The organism is Aliivibrio thorii (genome assembly GCF_057368585.1).
Map to the genome: position 1 here is coordinate 260382 of NZ_CM170655.1, position 18984 is coordinate 279365.

Annotated in this window: 16 protein-coding genes; 8 read left to right on the forward strand and 8 right to left on the reverse strand. The window is 36.6% G+C overall.

What is annotated here, in order from left to right; genetic code table 11:
• From AC2IP4_RS15445 to AC2IP4_RS15460, 4 genes are all read right to left on the reverse strand, one after another.
• A complete protein-coding gene (locus tag AC2IP4_RS15445) occupies positions 1-543 on the reverse strand; it encodes a tetratricopeptide repeat protein (RefSeq protein ID WP_486311076.1) in 543 nt (180 codons plus the stop codon).
• 9 nt (positions 544-552) lie between these two features.
• The gene (locus tag AC2IP4_RS15450; RefSeq protein WP_486311077.1) at positions 553-1584 is read right to left on the reverse strand and encodes a hypothetical protein; all 1032 of its coding nucleotides are present in this window, start codon (positions 1582-1584) and stop codon (positions 553-555) included.
• 238 nt (positions 1585-1822) lie between these two features.
• Complete coding sequence (locus tag AC2IP4_RS15455; protein ID WP_486311078.1) at positions 1823-3214, reverse strand: histidine kinase sensor domain-containing protein; 1392 nt, start codon at positions 3212-3214, stop codon at positions 1823-1825.
• A gap of 3 nt (positions 3215-3217) precedes the next feature.
• Positions 3218-3883, reverse strand: a complete 666-nt coding sequence (locus AC2IP4_RS15460) for a response regulator transcription factor (RefSeq protein WP_375320204.1) — start codon at positions 3881-3883, stop codon at positions 3218-3220.
• A gap of 238 nt (positions 3884-4121) precedes the next feature.
• On the opposite strand from AC2IP4_RS15460, the gene AC2IP4_RS15465 reads away from it, so the two are divergent.
• From AC2IP4_RS15465 to AC2IP4_RS15495, 7 genes are all read left to right on the forward strand, one after another.
• Positions 4122-4481 (forward strand): DUF3316 domain-containing protein, encoded by a 360-nt coding sequence (locus AC2IP4_RS15465; protein WP_375320203.1) that lies wholly within the window; start codon positions 4122-4124, stop codon positions 4479-4481.
• Positions 4482-4592: 111 nt separating this feature from the next.
• The gene (locus AC2IP4_RS15470; protein WP_486311079.1) at positions 4593-5276 is read left to right on the forward strand and encodes a heavy metal response regulator transcription factor; all 684 of its coding nucleotides are present in this window, start codon (positions 4593-4595) and stop codon (positions 5274-5276) included.
• A 4-nt stretch (positions 5277-5280) separates the two neighbouring features.
• Positions 5281-6618, forward strand: a complete 1338-nt coding sequence (locus AC2IP4_RS15475) for a heavy metal sensor histidine kinase (protein WP_486311080.1) — start codon at positions 5281-5283, stop codon at positions 6616-6618.
• Positions 6619-7005: 387 nt separating this feature from the next.
• Positions 7006-8553 carry a pyridoxal phosphate-dependent decarboxylase family protein gene (locus tag AC2IP4_RS15480; protein ID WP_486311081.1) on the forward strand — a complete coding sequence of 516 codons (1548 nt, stop codon included), beginning with the start codon at positions 7006-7008 and terminating at the stop codon, positions 8551-8553.
• Between the two features lie 17 nt (positions 8554-8570).
• Positions 8571-9896: a lysine N(6)-hydroxylase/L-ornithine N(5)-oxygenase family protein gene (locus tag AC2IP4_RS15485; protein ID WP_486311082.1), complete on the forward strand. Its 1326-nt coding sequence runs from the start codon at positions 8571-8573 to the stop codon at positions 9894-9896.
• A gap of 12 nt (positions 9897-9908) precedes the next feature.
• The gene (locus tag AC2IP4_RS15490) at positions 9909-12368 is read left to right on the forward strand and encodes a GNAT family N-acetyltransferase (protein WP_486311083.1); all 2460 of its coding nucleotides are present in this window, start codon (positions 9909-9911) and stop codon (positions 12366-12368) included.
• A 23-nt stretch (positions 12369-12391) separates the two neighbouring features.
• A complete protein-coding gene (locus AC2IP4_RS15495) occupies positions 12392-14551 on the forward strand; it encodes a TonB-dependent siderophore receptor (RefSeq protein ID WP_486311084.1) in 2160 nt (719 codons plus the stop codon).
• 114 nt (positions 14552-14665) lie between these two features.
• Here AC2IP4_RS15495 and AC2IP4_RS15500 read toward each other — a convergent pair whose 3' ends face one another.
• The 4 genes from AC2IP4_RS15500 to AC2IP4_RS15515 form a co-directional block, all read right to left on the reverse strand.
• Positions 14666-15715, reverse strand: coding sequence for an ion channel (locus AC2IP4_RS15500; RefSeq protein WP_486311085.1), 1050 nt, complete (start codon positions 15713-15715; stop codon positions 14666-14668).
• An 81-nt stretch (positions 15716-15796) separates the two neighbouring features.
• Positions 15797-16957, reverse strand: coding sequence for a BamA/TamA family outer membrane protein (locus tag AC2IP4_RS15505; RefSeq protein WP_486311086.1), 1161 nt, complete (start codon positions 16955-16957; stop codon positions 15797-15799).
• A gap of 102 nt (positions 16958-17059) precedes the next feature.
• Positions 17060-17542 (reverse strand): methylated-DNA--[protein]-cysteine S-methyltransferase, encoded by a 483-nt coding sequence (locus AC2IP4_RS15510; RefSeq protein ID WP_375320194.1) that lies wholly within the window; start codon positions 17540-17542, stop codon positions 17060-17062.
• An 18-nt stretch (positions 17543-17560) separates the two neighbouring features.
• On the reverse strand, positions 17561-17854 hold the full coding sequence (locus AC2IP4_RS15515) for an ArsR/SmtB family transcription factor (RefSeq protein ID WP_486311087.1): 294 nt from the start codon (positions 17852-17854) through the stop codon (positions 17561-17563).
• Between the two features lie 108 nt (positions 17855-17962).
• On the opposite strand from AC2IP4_RS15515, the gene AC2IP4_RS15520 reads away from it, so the two are divergent.
• Entirely contained in the window at positions 17963-18883 is a 921-nt protein-coding gene (locus tag AC2IP4_RS15520) for a permease (RefSeq protein WP_486311088.1), read from the forward strand.
• The last annotated feature ends 101 nt before the right edge of the window (positions 18884-18984 follow it).

The following is an 18984-nucleotide window of genomic DNA, read 5'->3' on the forward strand; positions in this document are numbered from 1 at the left end:
TTATTTTTCCAACCATTTAATAATGTCAGAGACTTCTGTAAGTGATGGATCAAGTTCTAGTGCTTTTTTCCATGACACTATCGCCAATTCAACTTGGTTCAGCTTATAGTGAACACTGCCTTTCATTGATAGAACTTTTGCAGGGTTTTCTGTTAGTGCTTCAGCTTCATTTAATAAAGCAAGCGCCCCTACAAAATCACCATTAGCCGCTTTTTCTTTTGCTTCTATACGTAAAGCTAATGATTTAGGCTCATTAAATGCAGAGACTTGAGCTTCTTCTGAATCATTCAATTCAGGTAGCAATGCATTAATATCTTCCTCAGGGATAAGGTCAGTATCAATGGTCAAAATCAAATTAGGATCCGAAAGATCAATTTGAAACGCCGAACGATACTGATCTCCATTCAATCGAACAGATAATTGATTCTTATCAAAAGGAATATTTTCTGCCGTTTGATTAGATGTAACATCACTAGCCGATGCCATTGAAGTCATCATGCATTGAACCGCAATGGCTGAAACAAATAAAATACGCTTTTTCATAACAGCCCCTTAGAAACGAAAACCAATAGTAAAATCAACAGCCGCACCACCAAACTTGCCAGTCACAACATCACCTTGGTGCATACTCTTATAAGTATTTTTCTCAATATAAGCGACACCGATATCAAAAAAACCATTCTTCATATAAGCAAATTCAACACCTGAACGCATCGCGAAGCTGTTCTTTCCTTCAACGAATTGAGAACCTGCACCAATATATAAACTCGGAGACGGCCAAGAAGGAGTTAAAGTGTATAAAACTCGCCCTTCAATACCACCACCTTCAACATTGAATAAGTTATTTCTATCCGTATTTTGGAAGTAATTTGCAATAACAGCAAAATGCAAACGTTCACTAGGTAAATGACGAGTATAATAACGAAGACTAAAATCAGTCACGTTACTAAAAGCACCATAACCCTTACCATTAACTTTGGCATCGCCACTTAAATCTATATAACTCATAGCAAAACCAAATTGATGTGGGTTTAATCCCTTCTTAATTTCTTCTTCTTTTTTAGTCATTAAATAACCATCAGCCCAAATCGTTTCATTATTTTCGGCCTGAACTAAAGAAAGAGTAATATTTTGAGAAGAATCACTTAAACCCATTCGCCACATTAAAAATGCGTCAGATTGAATTTCGTTACCCAGTAAACGCAACTCTTTATTACTTTCAAGTCCACGTTGATATTTGATAGAGGTCTTAGTTAAATGAAGTCGAGTCTTATTACATTCAAGACAGTCACGAACCAGTAAACCTGACTCTTGCATTTTAGTTGTTAATAACGCATTGATATCATCAACTTGACTTTGAGTTACGTTATTATCAATCTTGCCTTGAAAGTAAATAGTTACAGAATTAATGTTTTTCTTCTCTGCAATATCTTTAATCGCAAACCAAGATTCATCACGTTCCAAAAAGTCATAGATAGAAGAGGTTGATAATGAAAGTTCTGATGATGTCTTTATATTAGAAGACGCCACGGCCATATTACAAAAAATAATACCGCACAAAGTAATTAATAATTTATTAAACAATTTTGTTACCTAAAATATAAAACTAACCAAATAATTAGGCGCAGTATACATTAATAAAAAACGGCCACAACGAACATATTATTTAAATTTCAATATACGAAATCAATAGCCATATATTATTTATAATGTAGGAAATATATTTATATAATAAAATTTATGAATAAATAACAACATAAAAAGGCTTATTTTATGTATTCATAGTAAGCCTTATAAAAGGTAATTATTACAAACTAACCTGTTAATTACATGGAAACAACAGTGAAATCCTCAGCCCCCCCTCTTTCCTATTCTCAGCCATCACTTTGCCTTTCATTACTGACATCGCTTCTTTTACAATCGCAAGCCCTAATCCATAACCACCTGATTGTTTATCTCTAGCAGATTCTAGGCGGGTAAATGGAGAGAATATATTTGAAAGTTGATGTTCCGGGAGCCCTAATCCATCATCCTCTACAATAATTGCAACATATTCTCGATTGTTCTCTTGATAATTCGTAATGGAAAGTTGAATGTTAGCATTATCACCCGCGTATTTGATTGCATTACCAATCAGATTGCTTACTGCTCGAGTGAGTAAACGACGGTCCGCCATTACCATTTGGCTTTGTTGAGGATATATCACATCAAGCGTTTGATTCACTTTAAGATCTGAGCGTAATTGAATAACTTGAGCATCACAATAACTGTCGATCATCAACAACTCTAAATCCGTTGAATAACGAGCATTCTCAAGCTGGCTAAATTCTAAAATCTCACCGACTAGATTGTTCATTTCTGCTGATTCATTTTCTAAACGATCAAGCAAATGAGAATGTTCGTTATCCGTTTTTTTTCTAAGTAAATGCAAAGCTAAGTTATGTCGTGCGAGTGGTGTTCTTAATTCATGTGAAACATCACGAATAAGACGTTTTTGTTTCTCAGCCAGAGAGTGTATTTCACTCGTCATATTATCAAAGTCATGCGCAAGTTCACTAAATTCTCGTACCGAATGGCCAATTTCATCAGCAACTTTAATCGTAAAATCCCCTTCAGATAAACGGTGGCTTACCTCTCTTAATTTATCTAATGGTCTTTGCAAATAACGTGCTATTACCCATGAAAATAATCCTAATATTGCGCCTGATATGAGAATTTTAATAATACTAAAATACAACGAGAAATTATGTGCCGGATGATATTTATACGGCATTTGCATCACTATCGTGAGCCCATTATTAAGTGGGATTCCAATAATGGGTTGATTCACTTCACTATCAAGTTGGGTATTTAATGGACGTAAATACTTTAACTTAAATTCAAAATGAGGATGCATATCTCGATGCGTTATTGGACGATTATTTTTATCCAATACAAACAGATAATACTCTTGAGCGTTAGCCCAGTCAGCCAACTCATCCATATCTCCATCATCAATCAATACATTTGCTTGATAAGCAAGATCCAGCATTTTTGTTTGAATCGATGTAGGGATCCGCAGCATAGATTTCATCAGCGCAATCTCAGCGAGACTTTGTAACGATATAATAAGAAATAGACTTACAGCAAAAGCGCTAAATAAGCGAAAGGCTAATCCATTTTTATGCCTACGAATAAAAGGAGGGCAAGAACTGAACCAACGAGAGAGCATCATCACCTACCCGTTAACCACTTTAATAAAGCTATATCCTCTGCCACGAACTGTTTTTATATGCTGTTTTGATAAACCAGATTGCAATAACTTACGACGAATATTACTGATATGCATATCCAAATTACGATCAAACGGGCAAAGTTCTTTTTTCAGGATATTAACTTGAAGATCTGACTTAGAGACAACAACATCCATATTTTTAATTAGATATTGCAATAACTCCGATTCAGTTTCAGTTAGCGGTAAACGTAAAAATTGCTCAGAAAGATCTTCAGTCGCTCCCACATAACTTTGGCGCTGACGCTCTAACCCTACACGACGTAAAATAGCAGTAATACGAACTAACAATTCTGGCACATTAAAAGGCTTAGCAATAAAATGATCGGCCCCTGCTTGCAAGCCATCAAGCATCGACGCTTCATCACCCAATGCAGTCAGCATAAGAATAGGTGTAGCAAAGCGCTGGCAAATACGTCGTGCTACTTGATAACCATCAAGCTTAGGAAGCATCACATCTAATAAAACAAGATCAACAGAATGGCTCTGAATATACTCTAGAGCACTTTCACCACAATGCACACAATCAACATCATAGCCTTCATCTTGTAATACTTCTTTTAATAGATTACATAGCTCAATGTCGTCATCGACTACTAAAATACGGGACACGTTTACTTACCATACAAATGAAAATCGTTCGCATTCTAATCTCACCATCACATCAGCGCAATAAAGAATTTCAAATGACGCTTGTTTCTTCCTTCTTAATGATATTAATCATAAAAAAGCACGATAGCTTACTTAAAAGCAAACATGACAAAAATGTCATATAACAGACCCTTTTATGTCACTTTCACCCAGCTATTATAAACCTACTTAAACAAAACAGCTCATTAAGGAATTTATTATGAAATCATTTAAAACACTGGCTCTATCAACCATTATTATTCTTGCAAGCTCAAGTGCAATGGCAAATCCAGTCGTTACTAACGGTAACTACATCAGTAAGGCAAGCAACACTATTCTTTATACTGACCACGTTACAACTAAAGAGATGGCTTACAACCAAGCCTTAACTCAATTAAATAAGCTTGATAGCAGCTCATCAGCTGAGCTGAAGAAAATATTAAAAGTCACTTCACAAAACATCAGCTTAGATGACCAGAGTTATATTACGGTTCAAGAAACCATGAACATGCAAGGACAAATACAATACACAGGGTTAATACACGCGAACTATCACTATTTAGAACATACCTCTAACTAATGATTAATTTTTTTACCCTATTATTTATTAATAAAGATATCATATAAGAGATATGCGACTATATTGTATTGATACCCAATGATTGTTCTCCAGATTAAAAGAAGTGACACGATGAAACTACTTATAATAGAAGACGAAACAAAAGCTGGAGATTATCTCAAAAAGGGATTAACAGAATCTGGTTACACTGTTGATCTGTCGCGTGATGGCGTTGATGGTTTATATAACGCAACGACATATCAATACGATTTAATCATCTTAGATGTAATGCTACCCAAGCTAAATGGATGGCAAATTTTACAAACTCTTAGAAATTGTGAAAATAACACGCCTATTATAATGCTTACAGCAAAAGACCAAATAGACGACAGAGTAAAAGGATTTGAACTCGGCGCGAATGATTACCTAATCAAGCCCTTTGCTTTTGCTGAATTAAAAGCTCGTATTGAAAATGCACTGAGATCTCAAGCACCCCATCCGCACTCTCAAAAAGTTAACGAATTAGAGTTATGTGATTTAAAACTCGATCTTTTAAAGCACACTGCCACAAGAAATCACGATAATATCCTCTTAACAGCAAAAGAGTTCTCACTGCTTGAATTATTCATGCGTAAACAAGGTGAAGTACTCTCAAGAACGACCATTGCCTCTCTTATTTGGGATATGAATTTTGACAGCGATACCAATGTTATTGATGTCGCAGTGAAACGACTCAGAGCGAAAATCGATAAGCCTTATGACACTCAACTCATTCATACTATCCGTGGAATGGGTTACAAAATGGATGAACTATAACTAGATGAAAAAGCATTATCTTTCAATGAAATTGAAGCTCACACTGATGTTTTTTGCTACCTCGGTGTTTGTTTTTATCAGTTTAGGTTTTGCTATTCAATATCTAGTTCAATCCCATTTTTATGAAGAAGACCTTCGGTTAATCGATTCTAATCGCACTTCTATTTTTGTATTATTAGAGAATACAAACATTAGCAGCTCCGAGATTTTTGCCTCATTAAAAAGCCGAGGAATATATATTTGGCTTGAAAAAAATGATGCTACTCTCAATCAAAATACCAATATAATTCCTAATGACAGTGCATTTATACAATCCAAAAAAATGAATGAATGGCGTTATAATGACGGTACCTTTCGAACGCTGTATTATCCATTAAATAATGACAATTATATCGGGTTTCTAATGGGTATTAATATTGACCACCACATTAGATTTAATAAAAGGCTCAATGGTATTTTGATGTGGTCTATCGGTATTGCGAGCCTGCTTTCTTTTCTTTATAGCTTTATGATTGTAAATATGGGGTTTAAACCACTTCAATCTTTGCAAGACCGAATTAAACAAGTACAGCCGAATAAACTAAACATTCGACTTTCTGATGCTAGCTTACCTAATGAGCTGATTGAGTTTGCAAAGATACAAAACCAAATGCTTGAACGATTAGAGCTTGGGTTTGAGCGATTAAGTGATTTTTCATCTGACATTGCTCATGAGTTAAAAACACCGTTAGCTAACATTGTCACTCAAACGCACGTTACCCTCTCTCAACCAAGAGCTCCTCATGAGTATCAAGAGATATTATCATCCAATCTAGAAGAACTAGAGCGCATTAATAAAACCATAAACGACACTCTTTATCTGGCAAAATCAGAGAATGACTTATTATTAAAAGATAATGTCCAATTAAATCTGAATGAATTATTTATGCCGATTGTTGAGTATTACAGCATTGTTTCGGAAGAGTCCGGTAACACTATCTACCTTTCAGGCGAAGGGACGCTATTTGGTGATAAATCGATGTTCCAACGTGTAGCGAACAACTTATTATCAAACGCAATTCGTCATGCCGAGCCACACAGCTCAATCTATATTGATATCAGAGACACTGTAGATGAAGTGGCAATATCTATTTCAAATACTGGGGATTGCATCTCACCAAAAGATCTTCCATTTATTTTTGAACGCTTCTATCGAGCAGATAAATCTAGACAACATGTAAGCAGCTCAGGTGCTGGGCTTGGTCTTTCTATCGTCCGAGCAATAGTGAACGCTCACAACGGTAATATTACTGTTCAATCTTCTAATCGAAAAACAGTATTTACCTCCGTATTTTACAAATGACCAATGATATAAAAATCTAATTAACCATATATTATTTGATCAAGCCAAAATAAAAACATAACTTGTCATTATTCTTAATAAAAATATATATTCTTATCATCATCTCCTCACAAAATTCAATCTTAGTATTGATATAGCCCCTATATTTATCTATTAATTAAAAATATATAAAAAAAATAATCTCTTTTAAAATAAGCTCAAGCCTTATTCTAACTAGGTAGAAGATAAATTTAAGTAAAACCACAAAATAATAATGGCAATGATAACTATTCCCATTTGCACTTTATCATGATAGATTCCTGTCACTCTAAAAAATAGAGATAAATGTTATATCTCAGTTAATTACATGAGATTTCATTCGACATTGATAAATGCATAGAGAAAAGTATGGATTCTAACTATTTTGAAAAAAACGCCAATGATGACCATTGTTTTGAGAAAAATAACGATTTAAATAATATGGATTTCTTTAATTCCAGCTCTTTAGATCGTTATAAACACATAACAGAACTCGGTCTCAATACACTTATTAAAACATTAAATTCAACATCTCATCCTAACTCTGGAATCTCACCAATAGAGCTAAAGAAATCTTTTAATAAAATAGATTTAGATTCGCCTCTAATTAATATTAATGATGTTATTAACGAACTTGATGACCTCTACCTGAAGCATGCCGTCTATTTCCATCATAAAGATTACTTAGCCCATTTAAATTGTCCTGTATTATTAACATCGTTATTAGCAGAACAAATCAGTAGTGCAATTAATACCGCTGTAGAAACATGGGATCAAAGTGCTGGTGGAACTTTCATTGAACAGAAAGTAATAGATTGGCTTGCATACCGTATAGGTTATTTAAAATCCGCAGATGGTGTATTTACCACGGGTGGCACACAATCTAATTTAATGGCATTACTACTGGCTAGAGAGCAATGCAGCGCGAAACTTAATGATGCGCAGAAAAAATCATTACACGCCAATACCAACAAGTTTCGTATTCTTTGTTCTGAATACAGCCATTATAGTATTCAAAAAGCGGCATTCGTTTTAGGCTTAGGTCAAGATGCAGTGGTGAGTATTCCAAGTAATAAACAACGCCAAATGGACCCCGAAGCATTGTCATCAACATTAAATTCATTGGTAGAACAAGAGTTAATTCCAATCGCTGTCGTTGCTACCGCAGGCACAACCGATTTTGGTTCTATCGATCCTATTGAAGATATTGCTTCTCTTTGCCAGCAATATCAGTGCTGGTTGCATGTAGATGCTGCATACGGTGGTGTACTATTGATTTCTAATCAATTTCCTCACTTACTCAACAGCATCGAAAAAGCGGATTCTGTTAGTATCGACTTTCATAAATCATTCTTCCAACCTTTATGTTGTTCAGCCCTTGTAGTAAGTAATGGTAAATCACTTTCTCACCTTACCTATCATGCTGATTACCTTAACCCAAAACACCAAGCGGATAATGGTATTCCAGATCTTGCTAATAAAAGCCTACAAACATCACGTCGATTCGACGCTTTAAAGATTTGGCTCACTTTACGAGCTTGTGGGCCTGAAGCCATCGGAAAACTGTTTGATGACTTAATCCTCAATACTAAAGCTGTCTACCAAGGCGTCCAACATCTAACTGATATTGAATTTGCCCAAGAACCACAGCTAACTACGCTAGTCTTTAGGTTTGTCGATCATCGCCTAACCCCAACCGAACAAGACACCTGTAACAAGGCAATTCGAGAGACGCTTTCTAAATCAAGAAGAGCATTAATTGCAGCAACCGTAGTTCAAGGTAGTCAATATCTAAAGACAACAATGCTAAATCCTCAAACTCCCATTGAAAGCATCATTGAGGTATTTGAGGTCATTAATGCTTGTGGTCACTCAATCGCCGAGCAACTTCTCACTAACGTAAAACAAAGTGCCTAACTATAAAAGGATATACAATGAACAAAACAATATATGATATTTTAGGTGTTGGTATTGGGCCATTTAATCTTAGCCTTGCCGCCCTATCATCCCCTATTTCTGATTGTAAAAGCATTTTTCTTGATGCACGTAGTCGCTTCAATTGGCACCCAGGGATGATGCTTGAAGGAACAAGATTACAGACACCTTTTATGTCTGATCTCGTCACCATGGCTGACCCAACCAATGAATACAGTTTTCTTAACTATTCAAAGTTAAATGGTCACCTTTATCCTTTTTATATAAGAGAAAACTTCTTTTTAGTAAGAAAAGAGTATAACCAATATTGCCAATGGGCTTGTAACCGCTTATCAAACCTAAAGTTTAACAGTTGCGTTACTATGATCAGTTATGACGAAAATGAAGCACTATATTGTGTACAAACACAAGATACCTTACTTAACCGTGAAGAAACTTACTACTGCCATCATTTGGTTTTAGGGACAGGAACACAACCTTACCTACCTGACTTTTGTAATGAGAAGGAGCATGAAGTTATCCATTCAGCTAATTACCTAATGCATAAAGCTGAATTGAAAAAATCTACGTGCATTACTGTTGTCGGGAGTGGCCAAAGTGCCGCTGAAATTTTCTATGATTTATTAACCGATATTGATATAGAAAAATACCGCCTTCGCTGGTTAACTCGTTCTCCCAGATTCTTTCCGCTAGAGTACACAAAACTCACATTAGAAATGACGTCTCCGGAATATATTGACTATTTCCATCAACTTGAACCAGAACAACGCCGAGCCTTAATTAAAAAGCAAAAACACTTATATAAAGGCATTAACGCCGATTTAATTAATGATATTTATGATCTTTTATATATTAAACGGTTATCACATGATTGTGCTGTCGAGATGATGACGAACATATCAGTTAACGCTTTATCACACGAAAAATCACACGTAATACTTAAATGCCAACATAGTGAAACTCACAATAATTTCCAATTAGAAAGTGAACATATTGTGATGGCAACAGGTTATGAATATCAATTGCCTCAATTTTTGGATGGCATTAGTAGCCATTTACGCTTTGATTCACATGGAGAACTTGATGTTCAACGAAACTACAGCGTTGATAGAAACAACAAAATCTTCGTACAAAACGTTGGATTACATACTCATGGACTTACTTCCCCTGACCTTGGAATGGTGTGTTATAGAAACGCCACAATTTTAAATCAGGTACTTGGCAGAACCCACTATAAAGTAGAAAAATCCATCGCCTTTCAGCAATTCTCTCCTCCAAATTGCGAAAGTCATTTATATAACGCAAACACTGAAGACTCACTCTAAAAAGAGATAACGATGACAAATTTAGTAACTAAGGCTCAATGCAGCTTTACGGATCGTTACGCGCAAAAAAAAAGAAAAACAATCAAAATCTCTGAATTTGAATTCAGAAATTACAATGAAGACACCGATTTTAACGTTATAAATCAGTGGCTATCTCTGAGTTACTCAAAATATTGGGGAATGAATGATCTTTCCACAAAAGCACGTAAAGCAGAACTAAAAAACACAGACCATAAATTTGGATTAGTGGGGGTAAAACACGGAAAAATACTCTTTTATACAGAATTATATCATCCAGAAAAAGACGAAATAGGTGAGCACTACCCTGTACAAGAAGGAGACTGTGGCATGCACCTAATTATCGCTCCTGTTGATATAGCAGAGCATGGTTTAAGTAAAAAAGTCATTACCGCAATCTCGTCATTAATTTTAGAACACTTGTCTTTTACAAGACTTGTTGTTGAACCTGATATTAACAACGAAAAAGTACATCGTTTAAATCATTCCGTTGGCATCGAATACAGCCAAATCGTTCCACTTATTAGCAAAACTGCAAAGTTAGGTTTTGCGACTAAAGAGCAATTTTTACAATCACAAGGGAAAGTATCTCTAATGAAAAACAGCAATAAAAAGCCATCACTATCTCTCGCCACTTCTCATTTAACGGCTGAATATTGGCAAAAAGCAAATCAACACTTAATCGCAAAAATGATCACAGAGTTAAGCCATGAGCAAGTCATCACTCCTCAAAAATTAGACGACGAATTAAATACAGAAGTCGCCTCTTGGCACATCACGTTCAATTTAGACTCAGGAACATCAGAATATCTCTTCCGCGCTCGTCAATATCAACTTGATCATTTATTGGTTGAACCGCAATCAATATGCTGCACCAAGGATGATAAACCCCAACCACTTGATGCCATCTCTTTTATTCTTTCTTGTCGCCATCTTCTCGAGATCACGGATACATTATTACCTACATATTTAGAGGAGATCACCAGTACCCTTTACAGCAAAGCTTATAAGCTAATGCATCAACATAAAACCGCTGACCAATTAGCAACAGCAAGTTATCAAGAAATTGAAGCGGCCATGACTGAGGGGCACCCGGTCTTTATTGCCAATAACGGTAGGATTGGCTTTGATATGTTGGATCATGTTGAATTTTCACCAGAAAGTGGGCAACCATTAAACTTACAATGGATTGCGGTACTGCGTGAAAAAACAAGCTTCGCAGCCATCGAATCACTAAATTACGACACGCTCATTTTTGATGAGTTAGGGGAATCACAGCTGAATGCATTTAATCAACAACTCTCCCTGCTGGGGCTTGAACCATCACATTATTACTTAATGCCTATCCACCCATGGCAATGGAGAGAAAAAGTATCACGTATCTTCGCGGCTGATATTGCTAACCAATATTTAGTACCACTAGGCACCACAGAGGATAAATATCAAGCGCAGCAATCTATTCGAACCTTTTTTAATCTGTCATCGCCAGAAAAGTGCTATGTAAAAACAGCCTTATCCATTTTAAACATGGGGTTCATGCGTGGCTTATCTCCGTATTACATGAGTCGAACGCCAGCGATCAATACGTTCATTGCAAACCTTATTGAAGATGACCCTTATTTTACTAAAAAGCAGTTTTTTGTTCTTAAAGAAATCGCAGCAATTGGGTATCACCACGGCTATTATGAGCAAGCCACTCAAACAGATAGCCCTTATAAAAAAATGCTTTCTTCTTTATGGCGCGAAAGCCCATACGCACCAGATCAACATGGCAATGTACTGGTAAAAAAACAGCAAAAACTAATGACAATGGCTGCACTGTTACATATTGATGATCAGGGGAAAAGTTTAATTTCAGCGTTAATGGCTGATTCTCCACTTTCTGATCACCAATGGCTCAAACAATACATGGATCTTTACCTACAACCCCTTCTGCACAGTTTTTTTGCTTATGATCTTGTCTTTATGCCACACGGTGAAAACTTAATTTTAGTCCTTGAAGATAACGTTCCAGTAAAAATAATAATGAAAGATATCGGAGAAGAAGTTGCCATTCTCAATGGTGAAAAAACACTGCCAAGTGACATGACTTGCTTAGCGGTTGAATTGGAAGAACCGATGAAGCTTAATTATATCTTACTCGATATTTTTGATTGTATTTTCCGTTTTATCGCTCCATTACTTGATCAACAAACTAAAGTTTCGGAGTCTGACTTCTGGGAGATAGTTTCAAATTCAGTCAAAGATTACCAACAAGAACATCCACAATTTAATGCTAAATATCAACGTTACGATCTTTATTGCAGCACGTTTGCACGTACTTGCCTAAATAGAATTCAGTTAAACAATAATCAGCAAATGATTGATCTTGAAGATAGAGAAAAAAACTTACGCTTTGCTGAGGATATTTCAAACCCTCTCGCTCTATTTGCTAAGACTCATCGCATTACTTAGTCCACTGACTTTTAGGCCAAACAATGAAACATAATAAAAGAACAGTATCAACGACGATCCCAGCACAGTCACTCATTTATGGTTTTTCTTGTGTTTTCGCTTTACCAGTAATCGCTGAAGACAGCGACACAATGGAAGTCATGACGATTACCGCTCACAAACAAGATATCGCAAACTACAAGACAGGAGAAACCTCTACCTCAACAGGAATGGATTTATCCTACTTAGAAACTCCACAATCAGTCACATCAGTCAGTGAAGAAGCAATGAAAGAGCAGCAACTCAATAGTGTTGTTGATGTAATGAATAGTGTATCAAGTGTTTATGCTCGCCCTATGGACAACGATAGGTATACCGTATCAGCACGTGGTGTAGACATCAGTACTATTCTTTACGACGGTGTCCCAATAACTTATGACACCCGCTTTAATTACGGTGATAACTTAATGGACACCGCTATTTATGAGCGTATAGAAGTTGTGCGCGGTGCCAATGGTTTAATGATTGGTGCAGGGGAACCCTCAGCATCTATCAACCTCATAAGAAAACGTCCTACTCATGATTTTAATGCCAACGTTAGCGTAGGTACGGGATCTTGGAATTTAAAACGAGGGGTTGTTGATATCTCTGGCAGTGTGAATAGCGATGAAAATATCAGAGCTCGTCTTGTTGCTGTTCACCAAGAGCGTGACTCCTACTTAGACAGATATGAACAAAAAAGAAGTACATTGTACGGGGTCATTGAGGCTGATTTAACCAATGACACCTTATTAACAATCGGAACTGATTATCAGAATAACGAACCAAAAGGAACTATGGCTGGGGGGCTTCCTCTGTTTAATAGTGATGGTACAAGAACAAATTACAGCACCTCAGCAACGACGGCTCCCGACTGGGCATCAGCCAAAACAAAGTCATTAAATTCTTTTGTGAGCCTTGAGCATAACTTCAATCAAGATTGGTCATTAAAAGGAACTTATACTTATGGCAATAATGAGCTAGATTTTAATTATTTATGGCCAACGGGATTCCCTGATCCAGATACAAATCAAGGCATGGTTCCAGGATCTATTAATTATATTGATGGAAGTCGAAAAATTAATAACCTCAACCTTGCCCTCAACGGTTATTTTTCTTTATTTGGGCAAGAACATCAAATGATCGCAGGTTTTAACAACCAAAAAATGACATTTGAGAATACTTATTATAAGGGACTAAACCCGCAATCTGATATTGGTGATTTTACTGCCCCTAATTGGTCTTACCCTCAACCAGAATGGAGCAAAGAAAAAAGTTGGGAATCAACGGGAGAAACAACACAACAAGGGTTTTATATCACCTCTCAAATCAATGTCACAGAACAATGGTCTTTAGTGCTTGGTGGACGATTGAGTAATTGGGAAACAGACATGAATGACTTTGGAAGCATTCATCAAAATAAAATCAGCAATGAATTTACCTCATTCCTTGGTACTACCTATGCAATAACCCCAGCACTTGCTTTATATGCAAGTTATTCTGATATTTTCACTCCACAAAACGTAAAAGGTAAAAATAATACCTACCTTGATCCAATTGAAGGAAAAAACTATGAGACAGGAATTAAAGCGAGTCTTTTAGATGAGCAATTAAACCTATCTCTCAATGGGTTCAATACCCTACAAGATAATTTAGGCATCAAAACTGATGAAACAGATCCAAACACAAATATGCCTATTTATCGTGGCGTTGACGGAACCGAAACCAAGGGGATAGAGTTTGAAACCAATGGTGCTATTACTAACAATTGGAACGTAATGCTTGGTTACACCTATTTCAAAACAACAGATCAACAAGGAAATAGACTCAAAACAGATGTTCCTAATAAACAATTAAAACTATTTACGACGTATGAACTAGATGGTGTTTTACAAGGACTTAAACTTGGCGGTGGTGCTCGTTGGTATGGCAGTATTTATAAGGAGGTAAGCGGTATTCCTAATGTAGGTGATACTACAGTGAAACAAGACAGCTATGCTATATACGACCTAATGATGAGCTATGAAATAAATAAACACCTTAACGTAAATGCAAATGTGAAAAACCTTCTTGATAAACAGTATTACAGTCAAATGGGGATTTATAACCAATATCATGCAGGAGAGCCTCGCAACATGAGCGTTAACCTTAACTACCAATTTTAAGATCTGAATTTATCATTAAGTTACATTAACATTTAATTGGACCACCCTACCTTGCGGTAGGGTGACGACTATAATTATATTTAAATGCTTAGTCTTTTGCTTTTTATTTATAAATCACAAATTACCCGTAATTCGCTTCCAATCAAGATCAATAATTCGTTCATCAGCAATATAATAAATCACATCACCAGACAACAGCACAGTATCTAAACTTGGGTTAATTTTGCAGCCTGTATTCTTTGTCTGAATAGCAATAATAATGGCTTCATATTGCGCTTTGAATGGTGAGTATACTGATTCAATCGTAAACGCATCAACACCACTTGGTACTTCAATCGAATATTGAGTTTGACCTTCATGAGCACTAACTAGTTCAGAATGAATAAAACTAGACCCTTTATCCATAACGGATTTAGCGACCAACTCTGTAGAAAGAGAAGATATACATTCTGAATTTGGACAATACTTATGTAATAAATCACGCTTAATTGGATCTTCAAAATGAGCCACTAAATGTGCATCACTGTTTTGCTCGGCAACAAACAAGCTTACCGTAAGTGTTACGTCATCTAAATCAGTATCCACAATCACAGCACTGGCTTTTGAGAGATTTGAGCGTTCCATTTCTATGGCATCAGTAAATGAATTAACACGTACAAAATGAACATCTGAATCAAATGGCGACTCTTCATATTCGCAAGAGACCACCACCACCTCACGACGACCTTGTTCTTCACGTTTTAACATTTCGAGCAAATGAGGGGTTCTCGCACTATTAATGCCAATAACGATAATGTGATTTTCTAAGTTCAAATTTTGTTTCCCTCTTCTATTTGTTCGCCAAAAATCGGTAAAAAACACTGCGGCTCGACCTACAGATAATGCAAATAATCCCACACCACATGGGATAATAAACAACGCTGAAAAAAGACGGCCATGATCGGTTGTTGGACTCAAATCGCCATATCCAACCGTACTACTCGTTGTCACTAAGTAATAAAAGAAATTAGCAACATTCTCTGTTAAATGCTGTTCATTTGTCAGTAATAATCCAGCCCAACTAATTAATACATAACAAGAAATTAAAAGCATTAACGTATATGCATTTATTGCCATAAAATGCTTATTTACTAGATTAGTAAGAACTTTAATAATGGCGTGCATATCGTCCTCTATTGTGTACTTCTTGGATAAATTTCATCGTATCGTTAAATCCTTATCTCTGAAATACGAAAATCAAATAAACTAAAACCCCGTCCCAACTTGAAAGTATAGAGCGTTATCTTCCTCGCTTTTTGCCACATCAATTCCAGCTCGCATTCCATAGCGACGCGCAATTAAATAGCGAAAACCTGCACCATACGCATAATGATTATCTTGTGAAAACAGAGGGGTTTCTGTATCAGTCGCTGAACCTACCCCACCAAAAATTGACGTTGACCAACGAGAAGTGAATTGCCACGTTAATTGAGACTCAATCGTTGCCGTCACCTCTCCTTGATAGCGGTTACGAGCAATGCCTCTCATGTCTATATCTGGATAAGCTGGTGGGGGTAACGCTCTTTCATCAGTCGTGATCCCTTTAAAACTTCCTTTAACACCAACATTCCATTCCTTGTTTATCGGGAAATAATGCTTACCGTTAAGTGAAATCAGCTCAAAATCATAATCACTGCCAATAACGTCATTAAACACATTATATTCTGCGACATAATTTCCCCCCTCGGTAGGGTATAAGAAACTATTTTGAGTATCGTATTCTGCGATCAATCCTAAGCCAGAGACATTCGGTGTTAAATTTAACCATTTGGCGGCAATTTCATTGAGATATTTACGATTATTCACACTTAATTCAGGACGAATAAAGGTTTGTGTTATTCCTAGAAAAAGAGGGGTATCCTTAATTCGAAATTGGAGTTTTTGCATCACCCCTCCACCTTTCATATTCATTTCAAATCCGTTTGATGATTGTGCATAAGAACCATAAAAGTTCATATTCATATCACCATAGAACATGCCTCCCATATAACGAATATGATCTTTATCCCACGAACGTCTGTGGCCAATAAACATCGCTTTTGTGCCATTTTCAGTAACAAAGCCACCAGCAACGGTAATCGCAGGGGTTAATAATTGAGCCCCACCATCGACCGATTTTTCTGCCATGCTTTTCCGTTTTAATTTTTGCTCTTCAGATTCATGTAAGAAAACTCCCATAAAGCCACCACCATAACCCAATGCAGGCTCAGTAATAACAATAGGTACAGGCAGAAAACCATAAGCATTTTCCGCAAGGTATTCCCCCATGTCTAATTGACCATCTAAGGGATCAAAAAAACTCACTGCGATAGCTGAGCAACTTACCGACATAAGAAAGGAAATGCAGATGGCACGACACTTTGACATAACTTCCCTTTTAAATAACAAATAGACTCCCTTTCTATTTATAGACCATTTTTTACTTTAGCTAATCTTCTTTATTTTAACGATGATAGGTTAAACAAAAAATTAAACTGTGTTGTGTTTTTTCTCAAGCGCTAATAATGCTTGTTTAATGTCTAATCCCCCAGCATAACCCGTTAAACTGCCATTTTTACCAATCACTCGATGACATGGCACAATAATAGAGATTGGATTTTTACCATTAGCGCCACCTACCGCTTGAGACCCCTTTGGGTTTCCTACCGCAATCGCAAGATCTTTATAACACCAGGTTTCACCATAAGGAATCGTAGTTAGCGCTTTCCATACTTTGTTTTGAAACTCAGTACCACTTGCAGCAAGTGGAATAGAAAACTCACTACGTTTACCGGAAAAATACTCTTGTAGCTGAGTAACGGTTAATTTCAGTATAGGATGATCATCTGCTTGTGTTCCAAAATCACTAAGCTCTCTAGCATGGCTCTCATACCATACCCCTAACAGCCCATCATCATTCGCATTAACAGTAACAAGGCCTATCGGGCTTTTAAATTGTGTATACACATTCATTTTATCATTCCTTATGATTTAACACGTTTCGTCAAAACAACACTCATCTTGTAAAAAACCTATTACAGAAGTTAGGTTCTCATATTCTGCCACACAAAAAAGAATCCTTCCTTCTCGACGCTGAGAGACAAGCCCTGCAGAGACTAAACCTGAAAGATGATGAGAAAGTGTTGAGCCCGGAATACCTAATTGTTCTTGAATAGAACCAACAGCAGTCCCTTGATACCCCGCTCTTACTACCTGTTTAAAAATGGCTAAACGTGTGGGATGCCCTAATTCTTTCAATGCTTTAGCAATAACTTCAATATCCATGATTACATACTCTCTAAAAACTATATTTCGATATTACTAGAAATAACTTGATCACGCCAATAATTACGAGTATATTTCGACTATTCCAGAAATGTAGAGATTTTAATTATGTTTACAATTACACAAGATATGGTGATGGACACCTTAAACATGTTTGCTTTTTTAGCAGCAGAACTAACCGTACTATTTCTTTTAATTAGTTACCTTGTTGGTGTATTGCAGGAGTACATTCCACCAGCGAAGATCCAAAGTATTCTTAGTGGTAAAAACGGCAGAGGTTACATCATTGCTGGTTTGCTAGGCGCAATAACGCCATTCTGCTCATGCTCAACCATTCCTTTCCTGAAGGGGCTACTACGAGCTAAAGCTGGTTTTGGTACAATGATGGTGTTCTTGTTTGCAAGCCCATTATTAAACCCAATCATTATTGGTCTATTCGCTGTCACGTTTGGACTGAAAGTAACTGTGTTCTACTTTGCTATCGCAATGGGTGTCTCCGTTATTGCTGGCTACACGTTAGAAAAATTAGGCTTTGAGAAATACGTAAAAGAAACAGCGTATATCGAACCTGAAGCAAAAGGTTGCGGCTCAACGTGTGATGGTGCGAAAAAAGCACCAGAAAGTAAGTGGATGAAAATTTGGAAAAGCACATGGGCTGACTTTAAAAAAGTATTACCTTATTTAATTGGTGGTATTGCTCTTGGCTCAATGATTTATGGTTTCATGCCAACAGAATTTGTGGCAAAAATTGCAAGTGAAGATAATCCATTTGCTATCCCTGTAGCGGCTGTTATTGGTATCCCACTTTACATTCGTGCAGAAGCGGTTATCCCACTAAGTGCAGCGCTAGCGGCAAAAGGAATGAGCCTTGGTGCAGTAATGGCGTTAATCATTGGTAGTGCAGGGGCAAGTTTAACCGAAGTAATTTTACTTAAATCTATCTTCAAAAACCAAATGATTGCGGCATTTCTAGTGGTAATTTTAGGTATGGCAGTAAGTGCTGGTTATTTATATCAATTTATCTTTTAAACTAAAAATCTGTTTACTGATAACAATGTTTAATCCTTGATATGAAAAAAGCCGTCTTCAAAAAGAAGGCGGCTTATACTATTGTTGAAATTTTAGATGAT

Coding starts and splice junctions, on each gene's coding strand:
- AC2IP4_RS15470 (WP_486311079.1), top strand. CDS start 4,593: ATGAAACTACTTATAATAGAAGACGAAACAAAAGCTGGAGATTATCTC.
- AC2IP4_RS15515 (WP_486311087.1), bottom strand. CDS start 17,854: ATGGATATTGAAGTTATTGCTAAAGCATTGAAAGAATTAGGGCATCCC.
- AC2IP4_RS15520 (WP_486311088.1), top strand. CDS start 17,963: ATGTTTACAATTACACAAGATATGGTGATGGACACCTTAAACATGTTT.
- AC2IP4_RS15510 (WP_375320194.1), bottom strand. CDS start 17,542: ATGAATGTGTATACACAATTTAAAAGCCCGATAGGCCTTGTTACTGTT.
- AC2IP4_RS15475 (WP_486311080.1), top strand. CDS start 5,281: ATGAAAAAGCATTATCTTTCAATGAAATTGAAGCTCACACTGATGTTT.
- AC2IP4_RS15485 (WP_486311082.1), top strand. CDS start 8,571: ATGAACAAAACAATATATGATATTTTAGGTGTTGGTATTGGGCCATTT.
- AC2IP4_RS15455 (WP_486311078.1), bottom strand. CDS start 3,214: ATGATGCTCTCTCGTTGGTTCAGTTCTTGCCCTCCTTTTATTCGTAGG.
- AC2IP4_RS15465 (WP_375320203.1), top strand. CDS start 4,122: ATGAAATCATTTAAAACACTGGCTCTATCAACCATTATTATTCTTGCA.
- AC2IP4_RS15495 (WP_486311084.1), top strand. CDS start 12,392: ATGAAACATAATAAAAGAACAGTATCAACGACGATCCCAGCACAGTCA.
- AC2IP4_RS15500 (WP_486311085.1), bottom strand. CDS start 15,715: ATGCACGCCATTATTAAAGTTCTTACTAATCTAGTAAATAAGCATTTT.
- AC2IP4_RS15445 (WP_486311076.1), bottom strand. CDS start 543: ATGAAAAAGCGTATTTTATTTGTTTCAGCCATTGCGGTTCAATGCATG.
- AC2IP4_RS15505 (WP_486311086.1), bottom strand. CDS start 16,957: ATGTCAAAGTGTCGTGCCATCTGCATTTCCTTTCTTATGTCGGTAAGT.
- AC2IP4_RS15490 (WP_486311083.1), top strand. CDS start 9,909: ATGACAAATTTAGTAACTAAGGCTCAATGCAGCTTTACGGATCGTTAC.
- AC2IP4_RS15480 (WP_486311081.1), top strand. CDS start 7,006: ATGGATTCTAACTATTTTGAAAAAAACGCCAATGATGACCATTGTTTT.